General features: G+C 47.1%; 13 protein-coding genes. 8 read left to right on the top strand and 5 right to left on the bottom strand.

The features are described 5' to 3' along the window. Positions 1-11 precede the first annotated feature (11 nt). Complete coding sequence (locus G3352_RS11110; RefSeq protein ID WP_163756450.1) at positions 12-1,841, bottom strand: ABC transporter substrate-binding protein; 1,830 nt, start codon at positions 1,839-1,841, stop codon at positions 12-14. A 140-nt stretch (positions 1,842-1,981) separates the two neighbouring features. On the opposite strand from G3352_RS11110, the gene G3352_RS11105 reads away from it, so the two are divergent. Continuing rightward, entirely contained in the window at positions 1,982-3,232 is a 1,251-nt protein-coding gene (locus tag G3352_RS11105) for an MDR family MFS transporter (protein WP_163756448.1), read from the top strand. A 157-nt stretch (positions 3,233-3,389) separates the two neighbouring features. Beyond that, the gene (locus tag G3352_RS11100; RefSeq protein ID WP_163756446.1) at positions 3,390-5,564 is read left to right on the top strand and encodes a serine hydrolase domain-containing protein; all 2,175 of its coding nucleotides are present in this window, start codon (positions 3,390-3,392) and stop codon (positions 5,562-5,564) included. Between the two features lie 156 nt (positions 5,565-5,720). Here the strand turns inward: G3352_RS11100 and G3352_RS11095 are convergent, their stop codons facing one another. Together G3352_RS11095 and G3352_RS11090 are read right to left on the bottom strand one after the other, a co-directional pair. Further along, a complete protein-coding gene (locus tag G3352_RS11095) occupies positions 5,721-6,785 on the bottom strand; it encodes a hypothetical protein (RefSeq protein WP_163756444.1) in 1,065 nt (354 codons plus the stop codon). After that, entirely contained in the window at positions 6,785-8,620 is a 1,836-nt protein-coding gene (locus tag G3352_RS11090) for an HSP90 family protein (protein WP_163756442.1), read from the bottom strand. The genes G3352_RS11095 and G3352_RS11090 overlap by 1 nt, the downstream gene beginning before the upstream one ends. Positions 8,621-9,068: 448 nt before the next feature. Here G3352_RS11090 and G3352_RS11085 point away from each other — a divergent pair, with 448 nt between their 5' ends. The 4 genes from G3352_RS11085 (at position 9,069) to G3352_RS11070 (ending at position 14,058) form a co-directional block, all read left to right on the top strand. Beyond that, positions 9,069-9,974, top strand: coding sequence for an ABC transporter ATP-binding protein (locus tag G3352_RS11085; protein WP_163756440.1), 906 nt, complete (start codon positions 9,069-9,071; stop codon positions 9,972-9,974). Further along, positions 9,967-10,800, top strand: a complete 834-nt coding sequence (locus G3352_RS11080; RefSeq protein ID WP_163756438.1) for an ABC transporter permease subunit — start codon at positions 9,967-9,969, stop codon at positions 10,798-10,800. The genes G3352_RS11085 and G3352_RS11080 overlap by 8 nt, the downstream gene beginning before the upstream one ends. Positions 10,801-10,954: 154 nt before the next feature. Beyond that, complete coding sequence (locus tag G3352_RS11075) at positions 10,955-12,241, top strand: DUF5050 domain-containing protein (protein WP_163756436.1); 1,287 nt, start codon at positions 10,955-10,957, stop codon at positions 12,239-12,241. A 188-nt stretch (positions 12,242-12,429) separates the two neighbouring features. After that, positions 12,430-14,058, top strand: coding sequence for a helix-turn-helix domain-containing protein (locus G3352_RS11070; RefSeq protein WP_163756434.1), 1,629 nt, complete (start codon positions 12,430-12,432; stop codon positions 14,056-14,058). A gap of 98 nt (positions 14,059-14,156) precedes the next feature. Here G3352_RS11070 and G3352_RS11065 read toward each other — a convergent pair whose 3' ends face one another. Then, complete coding sequence (locus tag G3352_RS11065; RefSeq protein ID WP_063564456.1) at positions 14,157-14,729, bottom strand: GbsR/MarR family transcriptional regulator; 573 nt, start codon at positions 14,727-14,729, stop codon at positions 14,157-14,159. Positions 14,730-15,224: 495 nt separating this feature from the next. On the opposite strand from G3352_RS11065, the gene G3352_RS11060 reads away from it, so the two are divergent. Together G3352_RS11060 and G3352_RS11055 are read left to right on the top strand one after the other, a co-directional pair. Further along, positions 15,225-16,454, top strand: coding sequence for a quaternary amine ABC transporter ATP-binding protein (locus G3352_RS11060; protein ID WP_063564457.1), 1,230 nt, complete (start codon positions 15,225-15,227; stop codon positions 16,452-16,454). Further along, a complete protein-coding gene (locus G3352_RS11055; RefSeq protein ID WP_163756432.1) occupies positions 16,420-19,011 on the top strand; it encodes a glycine betaine ABC transporter substrate-binding protein in 2,592 nt (863 codons plus the stop codon). Before G3352_RS11060 ends, G3352_RS11055 begins: the two co-directional genes overlap by 35 nt. 182 nt (positions 19,012-19,193) lie before the next feature. Here G3352_RS11055 and G3352_RS11050 read toward each other — a convergent pair whose 3' ends face one another. After that, on the bottom strand, positions 19,194-19,406 hold the full coding sequence (locus G3352_RS11050) for an immunity 17 family protein (RefSeq protein WP_064640044.1): 213 nt from the start codon (positions 19,404-19,406) through the stop codon (positions 19,194-19,196). Positions 19,407-19,474: the final 68 nt, after the last annotated feature.

Genomic DNA, 19,474 nt, shown 5'->3' with positions numbered 1-19,474 from the left:
AATTACACTCTTTACCACAATGGGATATACGCCGGATAACTCGCAGTATCATCTTCTATATTTGGACTTCTCTTCACCCACAATCGACGCAGATCAGGCATACCGAATGCTACTACACGATAATCCTGAAGCGAAACGTGGTGTGCATGTTCTTCCCTAAAGCTGTATGTAGGCAGGAGCAAGGCATCTTGAATGAGTCGCTCCTCCAACCTCATCAGCGTACGAAATCGCTCAGCACTATCCTGAATCATAACGACGTGTCTGCATTCACGTTCCAGCTCGCTTTTTCGCTCGTCATCCAGTGCCATGAGGAACAGCGTATTATGAAACGTATACATCGTTAGTAGACTCAGCGTCACATGCTCACCGAACACTTCACCCGTATAAATCACATCATAAGAGGCGAATTCATCATGGTATACGGCATCTACCGGATTACCTGGCGTAAAACTCACTTTCAGTCCAATAAGCGCACAACGCTGTGCGAACCAGGCCATGTCTGTCTCCATTTTCTCGCCTTCCTCTACCCACACATTCACGATCTGGCCTGCGTAACAGCTGCGTTGTAACAGCTCTGAAGCTCTTTCGAGAGAAGAGTCAGCTGAGAGGGCTGTTGGTTTCGATCCTATCCGTTCAAGCATCTGCTTTTCCTTGGACTTGTCCCGAACCAAGCTATATGCAGCCTGCACACCTGTGTGTGCCAATGCCCCCATCATCTCCTGTGGATCCATTAGTTGCTGAACAGCCTGACGAAAGTATAAATCCTGCTGCGGGCCTTCTTTTCGCATATTAAAAGTCATAAACACACCGCCCTGAACCTCATGTTGAATCAAGCGAGCCTGTCCGTCTGGAAACAAGTCCTGTTTGATCACCGACTCCACTCGACCCGTCTGGGGAAGCTGCCATATTTCAACCCGATCAATAAACGCCCGCCCCCTGAAATAGGAAGGGAACACCTCCAGCACAAGCAGCTTGGGATGATTACGTGTCAATCGGTAAGGCCCGGTACCAATCGGATACATCGGGTCAAGCTCCACATCACGGGGCAAGATGGATGCATTCATGCTGCTCATCATATCCGGGAGCATGAAGTTAGGAAACCGCAACACAAAGCGCACCGTTAACTCGTCGAACGTTTCTATGTGATGAATGGAACCAAACAGTGACTTGCAAGGGTTCTCCTGATCGGAAATAATTCGTTCAAATGTATATCTTACGTCCTCTGCATCAAGCATCCTGCCATGGTGAAAGAGTATTCCTTTGTGCAAATAAAAGATCCACTCTGTTCCCTCAGGGTTGCTCTCCCATGCAACGGCAAGACTCGGTTCACAGACTTGGCGTTCAGCGTTGTACTGCACCAAGCGATCAAATACCTCCGCAACAATTCCAACTTCTCCCCACATGTAAGCCCGGGTCGGGTCCAATGTCTCAAAAGCCGTCTCCTGTGGAATTCGCAGTGTATCAACTCTTCCTTGAGTGCCGTGAACGGAACGCAGACCGAACTGGCCATGTAATCCTTGCATCAATATTTCTCGCATCGAGAACGGCATTGCTGAAGCCAACGCATAGGCCTCTTCCAGCTTGTTGCCTTGCAATAGTCGGTCGAATCGTTCCTGAACAGCCTGTAACAGAGGATGGCAAAAAACGAGCACCGATGACTTCCCTCTGCCGCGCTGTGGGCTCCATCTGATCCAGCCATGATCCATAAATTTGTTCATAATCAGATTCATATTGCGCATCGTACAACATAAATGATTTGCCAGTTCACCAATCGTTGTATGTATTTCTTCCTCTTCGTCTACATTCGAAAAGGCCATGCGAAGCTGAATATAATGATCCATGACCTCCACAACTATCCCTGCCTTCCTTCCCCTGCGTAAAATGCGAAATTGACTCGTACGCTTCTACAGTTTTTCTTCAGGTTTTCTTCCATTATACTCAGGTACATCGACAACACCAGCGGGAAGGAAGAGAACTGCACATGAAATATACTGATTTGCATCGCAACATCAAGATTCGTATCATTACTGATTTTTTTACGGATCTAACTCAGAAATCCATTATTCCTTTTATGGCGATTTATCTGAGTGCCCAGATTGGTGCAGGCTGGGCAGGTATGCTGTTAACCGTTAATATTGTGGCCTCCATGATCGTTGGCTTGGGCGCAGGATACTGGTCTGACCGAGTCGGACGCAAGAAACTGATGGTCATCGCCCAAATATTGCAGGTATTCGCCCTGTTCTGGCTGGCTGCCGCCAACTCCCCATGGATGGACTCCGTTCCTTTAACTTGTGCCATGTTTCTGCTTAGCAGCATCAGTTCGGGTATCACTGGGCCCATTGCCAATGCCATGATTGTAGACGTGAGCAGTGAACATGAACGTCATTATGTCTATGGGCTGCAGTATTGGACCACCAACGTTGCCGTTACGATTGGTGCGCTGATGGGCGGATTATTGTTCGAGTCCTTTCGCTTCATTTTATTCAGTCTGGTATGCATAGAGAGCCTGGTTACACTATTTATTCTCTTATTCTATATTCATGAAACAATGGATAGTAGACACTCCAATCAGCTTGATGCCCCGATTAATAGGAATATACTGAAAACGTATGGCGGTGTATTTAGGGACAAACGTTTTATGGTGTTTTTCACCGCAACAGTGCTGGCTGTCTCTTTGGAATTCCAAATGGATAAATACATCGCCGTTCGTCTGAAAAGTGAATTCAACGCCCAACTGTTCCATTGGGATATCTCAGGTCTGCAGATGTTCAGTCTGATCATGGCGATTAACACTGTACTCGTCGTAATCATGGCCATTCCATTCTCCAAATGGATGGGGCGCTTTCAGTCCAGATATATCATGACTGTCGGAATGTGTCTGTACACTACTGGTTTTGCCGTGCTCGCTTTCAGCAATTGGGCCTGGCTGCTTATCACATCCGCTGTACTGCTAACCATTGGTGAGCTCATGTATGCGCCTGTTCGTCAGGTCATGCTTGCTGGCATGATTCCTGAATCTGACCGTGCTGCCTATATGGCTGCAGACGGCATGAGTTATAATGCAGCCGCTCTGCTGGGTAGTCTTGGGCTGACGATTGGTGCCTTTCTGCCTTCTTATGCAATGGCTGGCCTGTACGTATTTATGGGTATCGGTGCTCTCGTATTTTTCCGGCAGTCGCTCCGCCCGTCAACGGGTCAAAGTGAACCACAACCATGCGCAGACGCCTCCTAAATTTCCGGCTCCTCTATGCTGTATTTTGCTCCTGATTGTTGTGAGTTTTATTGAGGTATGGATATCACAATCTACTCTCTTGAAACCTATCGGTCCAGTAATCAGTAATAAACAGGAGAGTTCCTTTCACAAAATTTTCTTTTGAAGGAGTGTTTACATGCATTTATCCGATCAAAGCACCCGCTTCAGGCTCACCTCCATAACGGGGGCGTTCATGGCGTTGGTCCTGTCCCTCAGTCTATGGGCACCCGCCGTGCAGGCGGAAACCGCACCTGCTGCGGTCAATGAAAAAGGAAAAGTGACAGCGCTGACAACAGAGTCCGCGACAGCCTTTCTGGATACATTTTTTGATTCCGCCGAAGCGAAAGCCCAATATGTTGGTGCTTCCGTAGTCGTTGTCAAAGATGGAAAAGTCGTTGCAGAGAAAGGGTATGGATATTCCGATCTGGAGAGCAAAGAGCCCGTTGATCCGAAAAATACCATCTTTCGTATCGCTTCGGTCTCCAAAACATTCACATCAGCCGCTGTCATGCAGCTCGTAGAGCAAGGCAAGGTGGATTTAAAGGCTGATTTCCAGACCTATGTGAAAGGACTGCAATTCGATAATCCTTTTGACAAACCTGTAACGGTAGAGAATCTGCTCACACACACCACCGGATTCGAGATTCGCGACCCGCAGCAGGAAGACATCCATGCTGACTTTGACAAAAGTGTATCGATGAAGGATTATGCCAAGTTACATATGCCACCTGTCGTTAGAGAACCTGGTAGCGCCTACATGTACGACAACTTCTCCTTCCTACTGCTTGGCATGATTGTGGAGAATGTGAGCGTCGAGCCGTTTGAATCGTATATGCAGCAGCATATTTTCAAACCTCTGGGTATGGATAACAGCAGTTTCATGCTGAACGGCAAGTTCAAAAACCAACTTGCAACAGCCTATGATGCGGGCCATAATCCACTCGACCTGTACACCCTTTCTCCAACACCTATGCCTCAAGGCGGCATGCTCTCAACGGCAGAGGATATTGGGAATTTCATGATCGCTTTCCTGAATGATGGCGTGAAGGATAACGAACGTATTTGGAAAGAATCTACGGTAAAAAGCATGGAACAATACCGTTCTTCCATTCATCCGCTGCTGCCCAATACCACTTATGGATTTGAAGCTGCTTTTCAGCTTCCGGGTGCAGGCAGCAGTTCCAAAATTATCACCAAGGCTGGCGACCTAATCGGATTCAGCTCTTATCTCTTCCTTATTCCTGAGCAAAACACAGGTGTCTTCCTTACTTACAACCAAACGGGAGCACTTCGTAATCTCTTCTATCCTGCCTTTATCCAAACGTTCTTCCCGCAATATGCGGAGCCCGTTAAGTTCAAAGACTATACACCTCAAACTGCGGATGAGCTGCAACGCTTCGCTGGGCTATACGCAGATCTGCGACTGAGCACCATCGTCAGTTCCCTGAAAGATGGCGGCAAAGAACCTGGACAATTGAGCATTTCCGACGTCTTCCTTGGCCCACGTACCCTGATTCAGGTTGAAGATAATCTCTTCAAGGACGAATTAACAGGCCAGTTCACGGCGTTCAAGGAAAATGCTGATGGAACCATCTATATGAAAGAACCTTATCTCAACCCAATGGGTTATGAGAAAAAAGGACAGAAACCCCAAGGCTTCCGGGATGTCCAGGCGAATAGTCCTTATGCTGAAGCCATCTATGGTTTGCAATCCCTTGGATACTATAGCAATGATGCAAGTGAAGCTTTTCAACCCAAAAATGCCGTTACACGGGCTGAATTCATTGAGGATGTCCTTAAAATGAGCGGGCTGAAAGCCAGCAAAACGACGCCACCTGCGGATACCGACTGGGCAACTCACCCTGCTGCCGGTTACATTCAGCTAGGTTATGAATCAGGCATGATCGCGGGTGCGGATGAGAAACAGTTCAAACCGGATCAGGTCATCACACGTCAGGAAGCCATGGTGATGATCTGGAGAACTCTCCAGCTGCAATATCCAAATGAACTGTTCGAGGATGTGAAGCTGGCCGGGCAGACAGATGCCTGGGCTGTGCCTGCGATCCAGATGATGGTTAAGCTAGGCATCCAGGGGCCTGAAGTGAAGGTGCTGGAGGATGGATCAGTCGATTTCCTCTCCCGCAAACCACTGATTCGCCAGGAAGAAGCAGCGATTATGTACCAGCTGTTTACACAGCCAACCGACAAGATCGTAGCTGACCTTATGACAAAGCAGCCGCCATCGGAAACTTCCTCAGATGAGGAACCTGCCGAAGATACAACCGCGCCTGCAACCGTAACTCCTGAATAACCGGAGCACCAACCTTATATTCACGGTATAAAAAACGATAAACAGGCTTGTTCAAAGGAGGATAACCCTCCTTCTGAACAAGCCTGTTTTGGCTAGCGTGGTGACCTTCTGGTGTACCATTTGATGGTGCGATGATACTTAAGAGGTCTTCTCAAGTTATGAATTAAATACCTCGCTCAACATGGAAGAGACATGTTGATTGCCATTCCGCTGGTCATATTTGTCTGCGGCCGCTTTGGCATATGCCGCAAAATAGTCGACCAGTTTACGCAAATCTCCTGGATCTCCTTCATAAGGGAATGAAGCGGGAAGCCGCAATCGGTATCCTGGAGATTCATCAGCCCAGCGGCGCAACAATTGTGCTGCTCTGGCATAAAACATCATTTTGGCAAACGGATCTTCATGGTCCATCGCAAGCACTATATTTTCTTCCAGAACATCGATGCCCTTCGCCGGGTTCGTGCGTGCAAGATAATCCATCTGCTCAGCAAAGCTCTGCACAAAATCATTATGTCCTTTGATCATGCGATAGCCTTTCGCCTGATGTTTGTCAGCTTCATCAATCCTGCCAAGCCGGTATAGTGGCATCAAAATCTCTGATAAGGTCAGGTGCGGAATTTCGGCACAACTCATTCGTCCTTTCAAAATGGGCTTCGCCGCTTCCAATACCTTCTCATCATCACCTGCTAATAACCAGTAGCGCATGATCTCGTCCTGCTCACAGGCTTCACAATCACTCATAAAGTCACGATCCATACTTCTGAACTTCGTATAGCTGGTACCTGCCTCCTCCAGCTCGCCAAGATCCATGGATATGCGGAATCGATAATACCAATACGAACGTTCACTGTACCCAAATGATTTGAAGCGACGTCCAAAGTCCTCCAGCAGCTCCATCATTTTATCGCGAGACACTTCCGGAAAGCTGGATAACTCGCCCAAAATCCATTTATACGACCACATTAACGTTTCTTCGTCATAACGTTCAGGCTGTTGATCAAACTTGCCCAGCTGCCAGGAAAAAGCAATCAGTGCTTTCATCGGATAACCGCAGAATGTCGCGGTCTCCACGATCTCTGAACGTGCTTCGTACGCTTCCTCCTCCATACCATTCACATCGGCGACTCTTGCCGCTTCCTCCAGCATGCCCAGCTTCGCTGTTCCATTAGGCAGGCCATAGGCCTCATCCATCAAATCCTCAAAATCCATTTCGGTCTTCATCAGGCATCCCCCTTACGATCTGTATTCGCACGCAAACCCCAATCAATAAAACGAACGATACCCTGATTCAGCACCTCAAGCTCCTGCCGATTCATCGCATAATGCCCCATCATTAGTGCATTGACATACAACATCTCAATGGCAATCGGAGTCATTTGGGCATCCGGTGAAGTCAGGACCCGCTGAATAATTGGATTGCTGATGTTCAGATACAGGGTCGAATAACCTGCGGAACTAATGCCGGATGACAATGATCCGAGGACAGATGAGAACAATTCAGTACTCTCCTCACTTGCTTTTTCCAATGCACGCAGCGTGGAAGACTCCTGCGAGAGCGTGAACAGCACCGGCAGATCTGCTGGCTTGAAGCCCTTGACCTCTGCACGGCAGCGGAAACGTTGCAAAGCAGAATCAGCAAGGCGCAAGGCATCATAATACTGATTCCGTTCAGCCGGCGGCACGTCGGTGAAACTCATGGATACCTCATCCGGCTGCAACCGCTGCGTCTGTACATGCTGCACCACTAGTGGCAGCATTGCCATCAAATCGCTGTCGTAGATATATCCACCGTTGATGACCAACATCGATTGGGCTGACGCGACATGATGAATCTGGCGATACTCATCCACCGTGGTCGTGAAGTACAACGTCTCTCCCTCACTCATCAACTCACCCAGTTCCCGATGACCACGAGTACTTTCAAACGGAAGCCAGCGATGAATCATGGCATAGAACTCCTGATCCTGCACAGCCAGTGCTTTCATCGACAGCGCATGCAGGCGAATCAGCTTTTGCAGCCGTTCCGTCTGGCGCTCAGCCATGTCGGCCAACCCTTTACGAAGGGCATCGCCAAGTTCGGAGCGAACCTCTTCCAGCTTTTCATTTTCATAAAAATGTTCCCGTGAAGCCGTTGGTTGAAGCTCGTCTGTCCAGATTAGGCATTTCACGAAGAAGGCCCATTCCGGCAAAATATTCTCCGCCTTCTCCGAGATCAGCATTCGCTTCAGGTACACCCGGTGGGAGCGCTTGGCATTCAGATTGACAGCATGCGGCAGTACAAAAGCTATACCTCCTGTACGGCCTGAAGCCGTCGTCAGTGGAATGAAATCCTGAAACTTCTCCCCAAGCAATCGTTCACCAAAAGCCAGCACTTCCGCTCTGCGTCCACGTGCAAGCTCAGGATCCATCAACCAGATCGGTGACTCGCTATTGACGTTATGTTGAACACCGTCACTATGCAGGATGACTGGATAAGGCAGCAACGCTCCGTAATAGAACAAGGCTTCTTTCACATATTCCGGTTCAAAATAATGGGCTGCGTCCGGTGTACAACGCAGATATACTTTCGTTCCCGGAGACAACTGTGTCTCCAATTGCCGAATCGTATACGTTCCATCGGGCTTACCCCGCCACTCCATCGAAGGTCCACCCTTCGCGGATTGCGTCAGCATGACGATTTCATGACTCACCATGAAACAGGACAATAATCCGATTCCGAATCGCCCGATAAACGAAGTCTCTCCATCCAGAAAGGCCTGCTGCCCACGCTTCGAGGATTGACCTATCATCGCAAGAAACTCATGGATATCGGCTTCTGTCAAGCCAATGCCGTTGTCCTCCACCATCATAGTCAACTGCTCGCCTGTTCCTGTCAGTTCCACACGTACTTCACCCTGGAATCCCGGTTCCGCTTCTGTTCGAGCTGTAATGGCATCAGTCGCATTTTGCATTAATTCACGTAAAAATACTTTAGGGCTACTGTATAGATGGTTCGATAAAATCTGGATCATACCGCTCAGGTTCACCTGGAAGCGATACTCATTGGATGCTGCCATTTCGCTCACCTTCCTCTTGTCCAAACCCATCTGATGTTTCCTACTTGGAAGTGTTCATATGATGTGTTAGACGAAATAGTTATGTAATCACAAGAAATGAGGCGTTCCATTGGATGGATACGCCAAGTAACGACGTCAAACCGGCCTTGGCTAACCAAGACCGGCGTTAGATGAATATTCAGGCATTCATGATATGTAAGAGGCCTTAAGTCTAATTACCACGTTATGGATGGCAATGAAACGAGATATTGCATCCTTTTAACTAGAATACATGGTATAGACCACAGTGAAAACAAACCTGAGACCCGATTTCGACGGACTTTAGGGTGGAGTTAATGCTCACATTTGGGACTAAAGACGGAGAATCTTTATTTTCTGGCCCTCCATTTGAACGATATAGCTCATCTGGACGTATAATCTCCAAACTCAGATCGGACGGTGAATGTACATGATTGAAGTTCGCAACATTTCTAAACAATTTAAAGTGCATCAGGCACTGAACGATGTCAGCTTCACGGTTGAACAAGGCAGCGTTACCGGGCTGATTGGTCCCAACGGTTCGGGCAAAACCACCCTGATCCGCATTATGAACGGTGTTCTCGGCGCTTCGGGTGGGCAAGTGAGTATTAACGGCCTTGATCCCTTCCGTGAGACGGAGAACGTACTCACCATCTGCGGCACATTAACCGAGCAGAGCGGATTGTATGAAAATATGAGCGGGCGTGACAACCTGATCTTTTTCGCTGAAGCTTTCGGTGTACAACGCGCCAAAGAACGGATTGACGAGCTCGTGGATCTGTTCGAATTGAAGGAATATCAACATCGAAAAGTAGGCACTTACAGCACAGGCATGAAAAAACGCGTAGGTCTAGCACGAGTGCTGCTGCACCGCCCCTCCATTCTCTTTCTGGATGAGCCAACCAATGGGCTTGACCCGGACGGGATTCAGATGGTCCTCCGAATCATCCGTCGGCTAAATCAGGAGGAACAGATGACGATTCTCGTATCGTCTCACGTATTATCCCAGCTATCGGCCGTGTGTGATCGGTATATTTTCATGGAAAAGGGGCGCAAGGTTGAGGAAGGTACGGAGCAGGAGATCGTCAACCGATACCTGACCTCACCCCGAATTGAAATTGAAGCGACCATTCCGGATGGCTGGCAAACGGTAGCAGGATATACACCGGAGATCGTCTCCGCGAACAAAGCCGTTTTCCAGCTTCAAACTCGTGAAGATATTCCGTTGCTGCTGCGACAATTGACTGAGCGTGGACAAGTCTATCAGGCCCGAATTATGGGCAGCGATCTGGAAAGTATTTATTTTGCCATCAGGGAGGCACACCATCATGAATAACAGACAAGCCATACGTGCACTTGTTCGTAAAGATATTCGCGCCATCACAGCCAGCGTGCAGCTCTGGCTACCCATGTTGATCGTTCCGTTGGTTATCGGAATCATTATGCCCGCCGTACTCATTTGGACAGCCTCAAGGATGGAACTTGCTTCTCTCGGCAATATGAGCTTCCTGCTTGATACACTGGATAACCTAACCCATGCCGGACGGATTCCGCAGCTTGCTTCGATGCCTACGGATAACCACCGTATTGTCTATTACCTGGCTTTATACATGTTTGCGCCCCTGTTTCTCATCATTCCAGTGATGGCATCCAGCATTCTGACGGCCAACAGTTTTGCAGGCGAGAAGGAACGTAAGACTCTGGAAGGTCTTCTGTTCACTCCGATGAGTATGGATACATTATTTAAAGGCAAGGTGTTAGCTGCCCTTATTCCTTCTCTGTTATTATCCTGGGTAACCTTCATTATCTACGGCATCATTGCCAATATCCTGTTGTATCCCATGTTCGGGGCATGGATGTTTCCCAATCTGAACTGGATCATTCTCGTTCTGTGGGTTGTTCCGACGTGCAGTCTTGTGGTCATTTTGTTAAATGTACTGATCTCGGCGAAGGTACGTGGATTTCAGGAGGCCTATCAACTCGGTGGATTGGTGGTGATTCCATTGCTTGCGCTGATTGCCGGTCAGGCGAGCGGCATGCTGCTTATCAGTCCTCTCATGTTAATCCTGGTCGGAGCAGTACTTCTGCTTATCAGTTTCATTTTGCTTCGTCTGGTTACTTTGTGGAACAGTCGTCAACAGCTGGCTGAAAGTCAGATTTAGGCGGAATATGGTTGACATATAACGGCAGAAGATCTGATCTTCTGTCGTTTTTATGCGACTGAGATGTATAACATATTTTCCATAGTTTACCGATATAACTTAAGGTGATATTGTGTTTATTACATACATAAAGAAGAAGGGTGACGATTGATTTATGAACAAATGGTCCATACGCTTGCAACGCACGGTTTGCACCTTGCTGCTGTTCACACTGATCGCGGCAGCAGTGCTTGGAGGCGGAGCCAATGCTCATGCAGCTTCCCTCAGCCAAACTACGGTTTATTATGATTCCGATGGTGTATTGTACAAAGTATCCGGCGACGGAAGCGGAACCACAGAGGTATTGCTTGATTTTGAAGGAGATGGTCTGTCTGTGGCAGGATCCTATCTCTATTACACCCGTTCCGAGTCTTCCACAACGCTGCTTCGCGTTCCCAATGACGGCTCCAGCGATTCTGCTGAAACGTATGCGACAGATGTGTTGAGCTACTTTACGGATAATGGGTTCATCTATTATATGGATTCCAAAGGAATGATCTATCGTGCAAATGGCAATAGCGAAGCTTCCGCTGCCATCAAAATTGCAGACAAAGCGGATACAGATTTTCCGCTGCTCGCTGTAACAAAAGGCCGTGTATATTATAACGGGCTCGTTAATGGAAACCCATGGATCGTTTCCAAAGCATCCAATGGTAGCGGAGTAGTGCAACGAATTGCTGCTGGTGCAGTAGAAAGTCGTTATTTTATGAACGTAGCCAAAAACGAACTGCAATTGATGGTGAACACTGACCCATACGAGCAGTACTACTCCACCAACGCCATTATCATGTACAAAGTAAACTACAATACAGGCAAAGGTACAGCTGTTAATCCAAAAGCAAAGCTGGACGTGAACGCTGTTTATGCCGGCGGCTGGGGTAACAATCTGTATGTGTATAATAAAGGCATCAAGCTGGACAGCAACAAGGATTATGATTATTCAACAGGCAAAGCCTTTGCATTGACCACTTCTGGCAAAACACTTCAGATTCATAGTAAGAGCATCCGGGAGGTAAGTCCGCTAGGTACAGATAAGGTTGTAGTTGTGGATGCAGACAAAAAGGCGTATGCCAAAACCATCGCCGGGAACAAGGTATCCAAATCTGCCAACCTGAATTTGAACAGTGTCACTTTCGTAACTGCTCAGCTGACCAACGGAACACCAACTATTGCGTATCTATCCGGTACAAATGGTCTTTATTCCGTGAGCACAGCTCTCAAAGTAACCAAGCTTGCTGGAGAGGAATGGGCAACGTTCCAGCTTCATGACGATGTTCCGGGCATGTTCTACATCAACGCAAATGATCTCTATCGTCTGTATCATGTGCAAGCCAATGGCACAGGCAAAAAGGTGCTTAGCGACGTTTTCCTGGATGATATCCTGCTGGTCGTGCCAAACTAACCCTCACATGTGGGAATAGACTTATAGCTATCTCAACATTCTTGTTTCAAATAAAGAGGATAACCCTAAAGCCATCACGGCTCTGGGTATCCTCTTTTTTTCATGTCCAAAACTATTTTTCAAAAACATCTTCCATATGAGAATGATAATTGTTATCATTAAGAAAATAAGACAAAAGGATGGTCCGTATGACTGAACAGCTTCCCTTCATTTCTGAAACCTCATCTCTACCGCTCCTCTCTTCCATGTGCCGTGTACGGCGCGGGGAGCATTTCCGTGTGCAAGGCAAGACGGTGTCCCGGCCCATGCTCTGTCTTATTTTACAAGGAGACGGTGTCCTGGTCCTGAACGATACGGTCTATACCGCCGAAGCCAATCAACTGTATGTTCTGAAGCCAGGAACAACGATTGAGGCGGCTGCACGCTCGGCTGTTACGGAGTTTATAATACTTAGCATGGATACGGTATGTTTGCAGCAAGTGCGTGGCCAATGGAAAATGTCCTCCTCCTCTGGTTTCCCGCTGGATTGGGAGACAGGCAGACTGATGGTTCGTCATGACCAACAAGCCAGAGCGCGAGTTGAACAATTGTATGAAGCCTATCGCGGCGTTCACCCCGATCACTTTATCAGTATACATAGCCAACTGCATGAGCTTTTGCAGTATCTCTCCGAGAATCGGCTTGAAGAAAATTATGAGAAAGTCGATCCGGCGCTTGAACGCAGCATTATGTATATGAGAAGGTTCATGAGTGAAGGTATCAGCATGGATCAACTGGCCAAAATTGCCGGGTTGACGCCAAGCTCCTATTCTCGCAGTTTCAAGAAAGCCAAAGGTATGTCACCTACCGATTATTTGAATCGCTTACGGATCGACGAAGCCAAAAAACAGCTCAAGCAGGAGTCATGTGTACTCAAAGACGTCGCGGTCTCTGTTGGCTATGGCAATGAATATTATTTTAGCCGCAAATTCAAACAAACCTTGGGGATCGCACCCAGCCTATATATGAAAAAAGATCAGATTCGTGTGGCTACCGCGTCCAAGATGGGACTTCATGAGAATCTCTCTTCACTCGGATTACATCCCGTAGCTGCTATGGACGGGTTCCATGATCGGGAGCTTGATGAGGTCGAGCAGCAGCAGCGGCTAGCTACACAATTGGAGAAATTACATCAGGCCAAGCCGGACCTGATTATCGGTGACTTTTATCATCAACCCTTTTACGATAAGCTCAAAAGTATTGCACCTACGGTTATCCTGGATCAGGCACATGACTGGAAAGAAAATCATTTACGCTTGGCTGCACTGGTCGGACGGGAGCAACAGGCCTTGCAGAATTTCAAACAGCTGGAGCTACGCAACCTTGATATCGGACTGCGTTTGAAGCATCATTTCGGGCAAGAACGTATTATGCTTATGCAGGTTAAGAATCAGTCTATCCGGCTCCATGAAGATATCGAGCATCCATTGAATCGCCTTATCTACGGTGAACTTGGACTGAACCCTGCACAAATCATATCTTCAGACTTCATGACAGATGAGTATGCGGCAGATAGCATTCCCATGTTGGACACGGATCATCTGTTCATGAACCGCGTCTCCAATTCTCCAGCATGTGAGAAACTGCTTCGGCGTATGAAACAAACTACCGCCTGGAATCGTTCTCCAGCTGTGTTGAAAGGTAACGTACACGATATATCCGATTGGTCTGTACTATCCTGGACCCCAAGCGGACGCCATCAGATCATGGATGAACTGGAACAGATCGTTCAGCAGCTTGTGACTTTATCATACGTGGGATTAATCGGAGAATTGTAAAGCATGTCTTTTTCTTCATTATAAATGTACAAGTGTATAACCTACCAAGACAAAAGAGCCCTCTCCAATTCGGAAAGGGCCCTTTGCTTTTGCTGTTATTAATGTTCCTTGATCTCTTCCTTCGGAACCAGTTTGTATATTTCCTCATCTTCCATGGTATCAATCAAGCGATCCAGCCATTTGTAGTAGGCCTCTGCTTGAAGCACCTTATGCTTGTCTTCCTTAAGAATGTGAAGAAGCTCAGCATCTGCTTGTTCATCCAGGTCAGCGATCAAACGATTCAGTTCATCAACGGATTTGCGCAGTACCTGAAGGTTACTCTCCACGGCTTTTCTCCATTTAATCACAAAATAATCCGTAAACGTCTGATGCCAGTCATACTCCACTTCATATAGGTCTTTCCGGGAGCCTTTGCTCCATACTTTATTCACCATTTTTAGATCCAGCAGTGTACGTACGCCGGTACTCATGCTCGTTTTGCTCATTTCCATTTCCCGGCCCATATCGTCAAGGGTCATAGGTTTGTCTGCAAAAAAAAGCAATCCATATAAGTGTCCCGTGGACAGAGTAACGCCGTAGAGATCCATATTACGCCCAATGGCTTCAATGACGCGTTTACGGATTCTAAGAACGGTTGCCTGCTGTTCCTCTTGTAAATGGTCCAAGCTCATGCTTGCAACCTCCATTCTGAACATTCCCAGTCTCGGCAAAATAATTGCAACTGTTTAAGATCCGGCTTACATGGGAAAGTATCCGGCAGGACATCCTATATGCCAACAGGCTTTAGGTTACCACATGTATCATGGGAGCTTTACCAAGTTGCAAACGCCTACGACTATCTTTTAACCAAAAGAAACTGCTTAGATTCAGCACATTTTCTATTGTAGGAAAAGCGATATCAAATGTAAAGGTGTCTTATTAGCCAGAATAAGGAGAATGACGGAGCATATGGGCGGAAAACTTTGTACAGTTTTTACTGTACAAACATTATGTACTGTTTATTCGGTTGCTATACGGGTTAAGTATTGTTAGAATACAAAACGTTACCCAGAAAGACGGGAAGCGAAGCAACGATTACCGGATTTCGTGGCTGGGCGCACAAGTGTATGGGCTTGTGGATGCTGAAAGCCGTTCGAAGTGCACAACACATCAGAAGGGGTGAAAACATGACCATACTTGAAGTAAAGAATGTAAGTAAACTGTTTGGCCCCCAAACCGAGCAAGGTCTACAATTACTGGAGCAAGGTTGGGGCAAAGAAAAGTTGGCCAAAGAAAAACAGATAACGGTTGGTGTCAACCGGGTCAACATGGAAATTCAGGAAGGTGAAATTTTCGTCATCATGGGATTGTCCGGAAGTGGTAAGTCCACACTTGTTCGAATGTTCAATCGTCTGATTGAACCGACATCGGGAGAGATTCTCGTCCATGGTAAAGATCTACGTAAGATGAATAAAGAACAATTGCGCGAAGTGCGTCGGAAAACGATCAGCATGGTATTCCAGAAGTTTGCGTTATTCCCGCACCGTACCGTTCTTGATAATGTGGAGTATGGACTCGAAGTTCAAAAGGTTGATAAAGATGAACGTCGGGAAAAAGCAAAAACGTCGCTTGAACTGGTTGGCCTCAAAGGCTGGGAAGACAAAATGCCGGATGAGCTGAGTGGCGGGATGCAGCAACGTGTAGGTTTGGCCCGTGCGCTGGCGAATGACCCGGAAGTACTGCTAATGGATGAAGCATTCAGTGCACTTGATCCATTGATCCGTCGTGATATGCAAGATGAGCTGATTGAGCTTCAGGATAAAATGAAAAAGACCATTATTTTCATTACCCATGACTTGGACGAAGCGCTGCGCATCGGCGATCGTATTGCCCTCATGAAAGACGGCGCAGTCGTGCAGATCGGTACTCCGGAAGAAATCATGATTCAACCGGCCAACTCATATGTGGCCCGCTTCGTCGAAGACGTGGACTTGTCCAAGGTCCTTACCGCATCTCATGTTATGCGACGTCCTGAAACGATTACGCTTGACCGTGGTCCTCGTGTTGCCCTCGAATTAATGCGCGAACGTGGTATTTCCAACCTGTTTGTCATTGACCGTTCGAAGAAGCTGCTTGGTGTTATTACAGCAGAAGATGCAACCCGCGCGATGCGCGAAAACAAAGTGTTGAACGATATTCTGATTACGGATGGGCCAACTGTAGCGCCTGAAACCCTGATTCATGAATTGTTCGAAATTGTAAGTTCAGCCCATGTGCCGCTCGCTGTTGTTGGCGAAACCGGCCGTCTGCAAGGTGTTATCGTCCGCGGTGCCCTGCTTGGAGCACTAAGCGGTGAAGTTGCAGTAAAGGAGGAACTTGTGAATGATTCCCAAAATACCACTAGCATCGTGGATTGAAGCGATTGTTGACTGGATGAGCTCCTCGCTCTCCGGATTATTTAAAGTCATTTCTGTTGTTATTCAGGAGGTTGTCGGATTTTTCTCCGGGCTGTTCATGCTCCCTCATCCGCTCCTGTTTATTGTGATACTTGGTGTATTGGCATATCTTGTTGGCCGAATACCACTAACTCTGTTTACAGTTATCGGTTTCTTGCTCGTAGATAACCTCGGATATTGGTCCCAATCGATGGATACTTTGGGACTCGTTATTACATCAGGGTTAATCTCCATTCTGCTTGGTGTTCCCATCGGTATCTGGCTCGCATACAGCAAAACTGCATCCCGGATTATTACACCATTGCTTGACTTTATGCAGACCATGCCTGCATTTGTCTACTTACTGCCAGCGGTAACCTTCTTCAGCCTTGGTGTGGTTCCCGGTGTTATCGCGTCCGTTATATTCGCGATTCCACCAACGATTCGCCTGACTCACCTCGGAATTAAGCAGGTATCTGGCGAACTGGTCGAAGCAGCGGATGCTTTTGGTTCCACGTCCATGCAAAAGTTGTTCAAAGTACAGCTGCCACTCGCATTGCCTACCGTAATGTCAGGGATTAACCAAACCATCATGCTGTCGCTGTCCATGGTTGTTATTGCTTCCATGATCGGTGCACAGGGTATTGGTGCGGAAGTCTATCGTGCGGTAACGCAGTTGCAGATTGGTAAAGGTTTTGAAGCAGGTCTGGCTGTCGTGGTTCTTGCGATCGTACTTGACCGTTTCACTCAAAATCTGTTTATGCCAGGCCGTAAGAAAAGCTCACGCTTCTCAGCGAAGCAAAAAGCCTGGATTACTGCTGCAGCCACATTCGTTGTGCTCGTAGCTGGTTTCTCACAATACTTTGTTGGCGGCAACAGTTCTTCTGCCGGCGGTAACAACACTCCAGCGAATGCTGTAGGTGAAGAAGTCAAATATCAGATCATTGGTATTGATCCGGGTGCAGGCATTATGAAATCCGCTGCCAAAGCCATTGAAGATTATCATCTGACGGACTGGACCCTGATTGAAGGATCTGGTGCAGCGATGACTGCCACACTGGACAAAGCCCTTAAAGCGGAAGAACCGATCATTATTACAGGCTGGACTCCACACTGGATGTTCAACAAATATGATCTGAAATATCTGGATGATCCCGAGAAATCTTTCGGTGATGCAGAAGAAATTCACACCATCGCACGTAAAGGGTTAAAAGGAGATCACCCGGTTGCTTATGAATTCTTGTCCCGTTTCCAATGGACATCAGATGAAATGGGCGAAATGATGAGTGCCATCCAAAATGGTACATCTCCAGAAGAAGCCGCAAAAGACTACGCTGAGAAACATGCAGACCAGATTGACGAATGGACCAAAGGTCTGACGCCAGTTAACGGTGATGCATTTAAACTTAGCTATGTAGCCTGGGATTCTGAGATTGCGAGTACTAACCTGTTGAAATATGTCATGGAAAGCAAACTTGGCTATAAAGTTAACGCCCTGCAAGTTGAAGCTGGACCTATGTGGACGGGTGTTGCCTCAGGCGACGTAGATGCCTCTCCAGCAGCTTGGTTGCCATTAACTCACGCTGACTACTGGGAACGTTACAAAGACCAGGTGGATGATCTGGGAGCCAATATGACCGGTGTACGCACAGGGCTCGTTGTTCCTGCCTACATGACAGACGTTAATTCGATTGCAGATTTGGAAACAGGTGCTTCTTCCTCCACTCCATCGGCAAATGCCAATGTGGGAAATGAAGTGAATCACCAAATTATCGGTATCGATCCAGGTGCCGGAATTATGAAATCCACAGCGAGTGCCATTGAGAAATACGGTTTGTCTGACTGGAAACTGGTTGAAGGTTCAGGAGCCGCAATGACAGCTACGCTGGATAAAGCGGTTAAGAATAAGGAACCGGTTATCGTTACCGGTTGGACACCGCATTGGATGTTCAATGCATATGACCTGAAATACCTGGACGATCCGGAAGGCGTCTACGGTGAAGCAGAACAAATTCATACCATTGCCCGTAAAGGGTTAAAGGAAGACAAACCTGTCGCTTATGAATTCCTGGATCGTTTCTCCTGGACACCTGAGGATATGGGTGAAATTATGGTCGCCATTCAAAACGGAGAAGATCCCCAAAAAGCCGCAGCAGCTTTTGCCGAGAAGCATAGCGACAAAGTGGCTGAATGGACCAAAGGTCTGACTCCGGTGAATGGAGATTCCATTAAACTAAGTTACGTAGCCTGGGACTCCGAGATTGCAAGTACCAACTTGCTGGAGTACATCCTTAAAGAAAAACTGGGTTACAAAGTAACCTCTCTTCAAGTGGAAATCGGTCCAATGTGGACCGGCATTGCCAATGGTGATGTAGATGCAACTCCAGCTGCATGGTTGCCGCTCACCTCTGCAGATTATTTCAACAAATACAAGGATCAGATTGATGATCTCGGTCCAAATATGGACGGTGCCAAAACAGGTCTGGTTGTACCAACCTATATGGACATCAATTCCATTGAAGATTTAAAAGATAATTAAACCAGATTGAGATGGATAAACCTGAATTTGGCAAAAAAGACCACCGAAATTTTTTCGGTGGTCTTTTTTAGTGTAACTTTTAATTGATTAGGTAAGCTAGTGGGTTAAAGCTATCAGGTGTTTAAAGCTGTGAAACTGAATTATGTACTCAGGCTCTACAAATTTCTTTTCTTTTTCTACGCTTACCCAATCAGCAACAATAATACGCCAATGGTAATTAGCACAATACCAAAAATGCCATACACCACTCTTGCACCCTGACGTCCAATGGTTTTCACAAAGAGACCTGCTCGGAAACTCTTCATAAACCAATCCCAATTGTTGATTCCACCCAACAAACTGAAAATCCCTGCAGCAATAGCCAATAGTGCGATTAAAACCGGTTGATCTTGCATGTCAACATTCCTTCAATATAATCCTGTCTACTATACCTTCCTCTGGTAAAAATGAACAGTCATTAATT

Source organism: Paenibacillus sp. ALJ109b, from assembly GCF_010747435.1.
GTDB classification, from domain to species: Bacteria; Bacillota; Bacilli; order Paenibacillales; family Paenibacillaceae; genus Paenibacillus; species Paenibacillus taichungensis.
Note: the sequence above shows the minus strand (reverse complement) of the source record. Positions and strands in the feature narration are given on the sequence as shown.

Excerpts from the sequence above, each read along its gene's own strand:
- G3352_RS11085 (WP_163756440.1), top strand. The coding sequence starts at position 9,069 with ATGATTGAAGTTCGCAACATTTCTAAACAATTTAAAGTGCATCAGGCA.
- G3352_RS11060 (WP_063564457.1), top strand. The coding sequence starts at position 15,225 with ATGACCATACTTGAAGTAAAGAATGTAAGTAAACTGTTTGGCCCCCAA.
- G3352_RS11075 (WP_163756436.1), top strand. The coding sequence starts at position 10,955 with ATGAACAAATGGTCCATACGCTTGCAACGCACGGTTTGCACCTTGCTG.
- G3352_RS11055 (WP_163756432.1), top strand. The coding sequence starts at position 16,420 with ATGATTCCCAAAATACCACTAGCATCGTGGATTGAAGCGATTGTTGAC.
- G3352_RS11050 (WP_064640044.1), bottom strand. The coding sequence starts at position 19,406 with ATGCAAGATCAACCGGTTTTAATCGCACTATTGGCTATTGCTGCAGGG.
- G3352_RS11080 (WP_163756438.1), top strand. The coding sequence starts at position 9,967 with ATGAATAACAGACAAGCCATACGTGCACTTGTTCGTAAAGATATTCGC.
- G3352_RS11090 (WP_163756442.1), bottom strand. The coding sequence starts at position 8,620 with ATGGCAGCATCCAATGAGTATCGCTTCCAGGTGAACCTGAGCGGTATG.
- G3352_RS11095 (WP_163756444.1), bottom strand. The coding sequence starts at position 6,785 with ATGAAGACCGAAATGGATTTTGAGGATTTGATGGATGAGGCCTATGGC.
- G3352_RS11105 (WP_163756448.1), top strand. The coding sequence starts at position 1,982 with ATGAAATATACTGATTTGCATCGCAACATCAAGATTCGTATCATTACT.
- G3352_RS11065 (WP_063564456.1), bottom strand. The coding sequence starts at position 14,729 with ATGAGCTTGGACCATTTACAAGAGGAACAGCAGGCAACCGTTCTTAGA.
- G3352_RS11110 (WP_163756450.1), bottom strand. The coding sequence starts at position 1,841 with ATGGATCATTATATTCAGCTTCGCATGGCCTTTTCGAATGTAGACGAA.
- G3352_RS11070 (WP_163756434.1), top strand. The coding sequence starts at position 12,430 with ATGACTGAACAGCTTCCCTTCATTTCTGAAACCTCATCTCTACCGCTC.
- G3352_RS11100 (WP_163756446.1), top strand. The coding sequence starts at position 3,390 with ATGCATTTATCCGATCAAAGCACCCGCTTCAGGCTCACCTCCATAACG.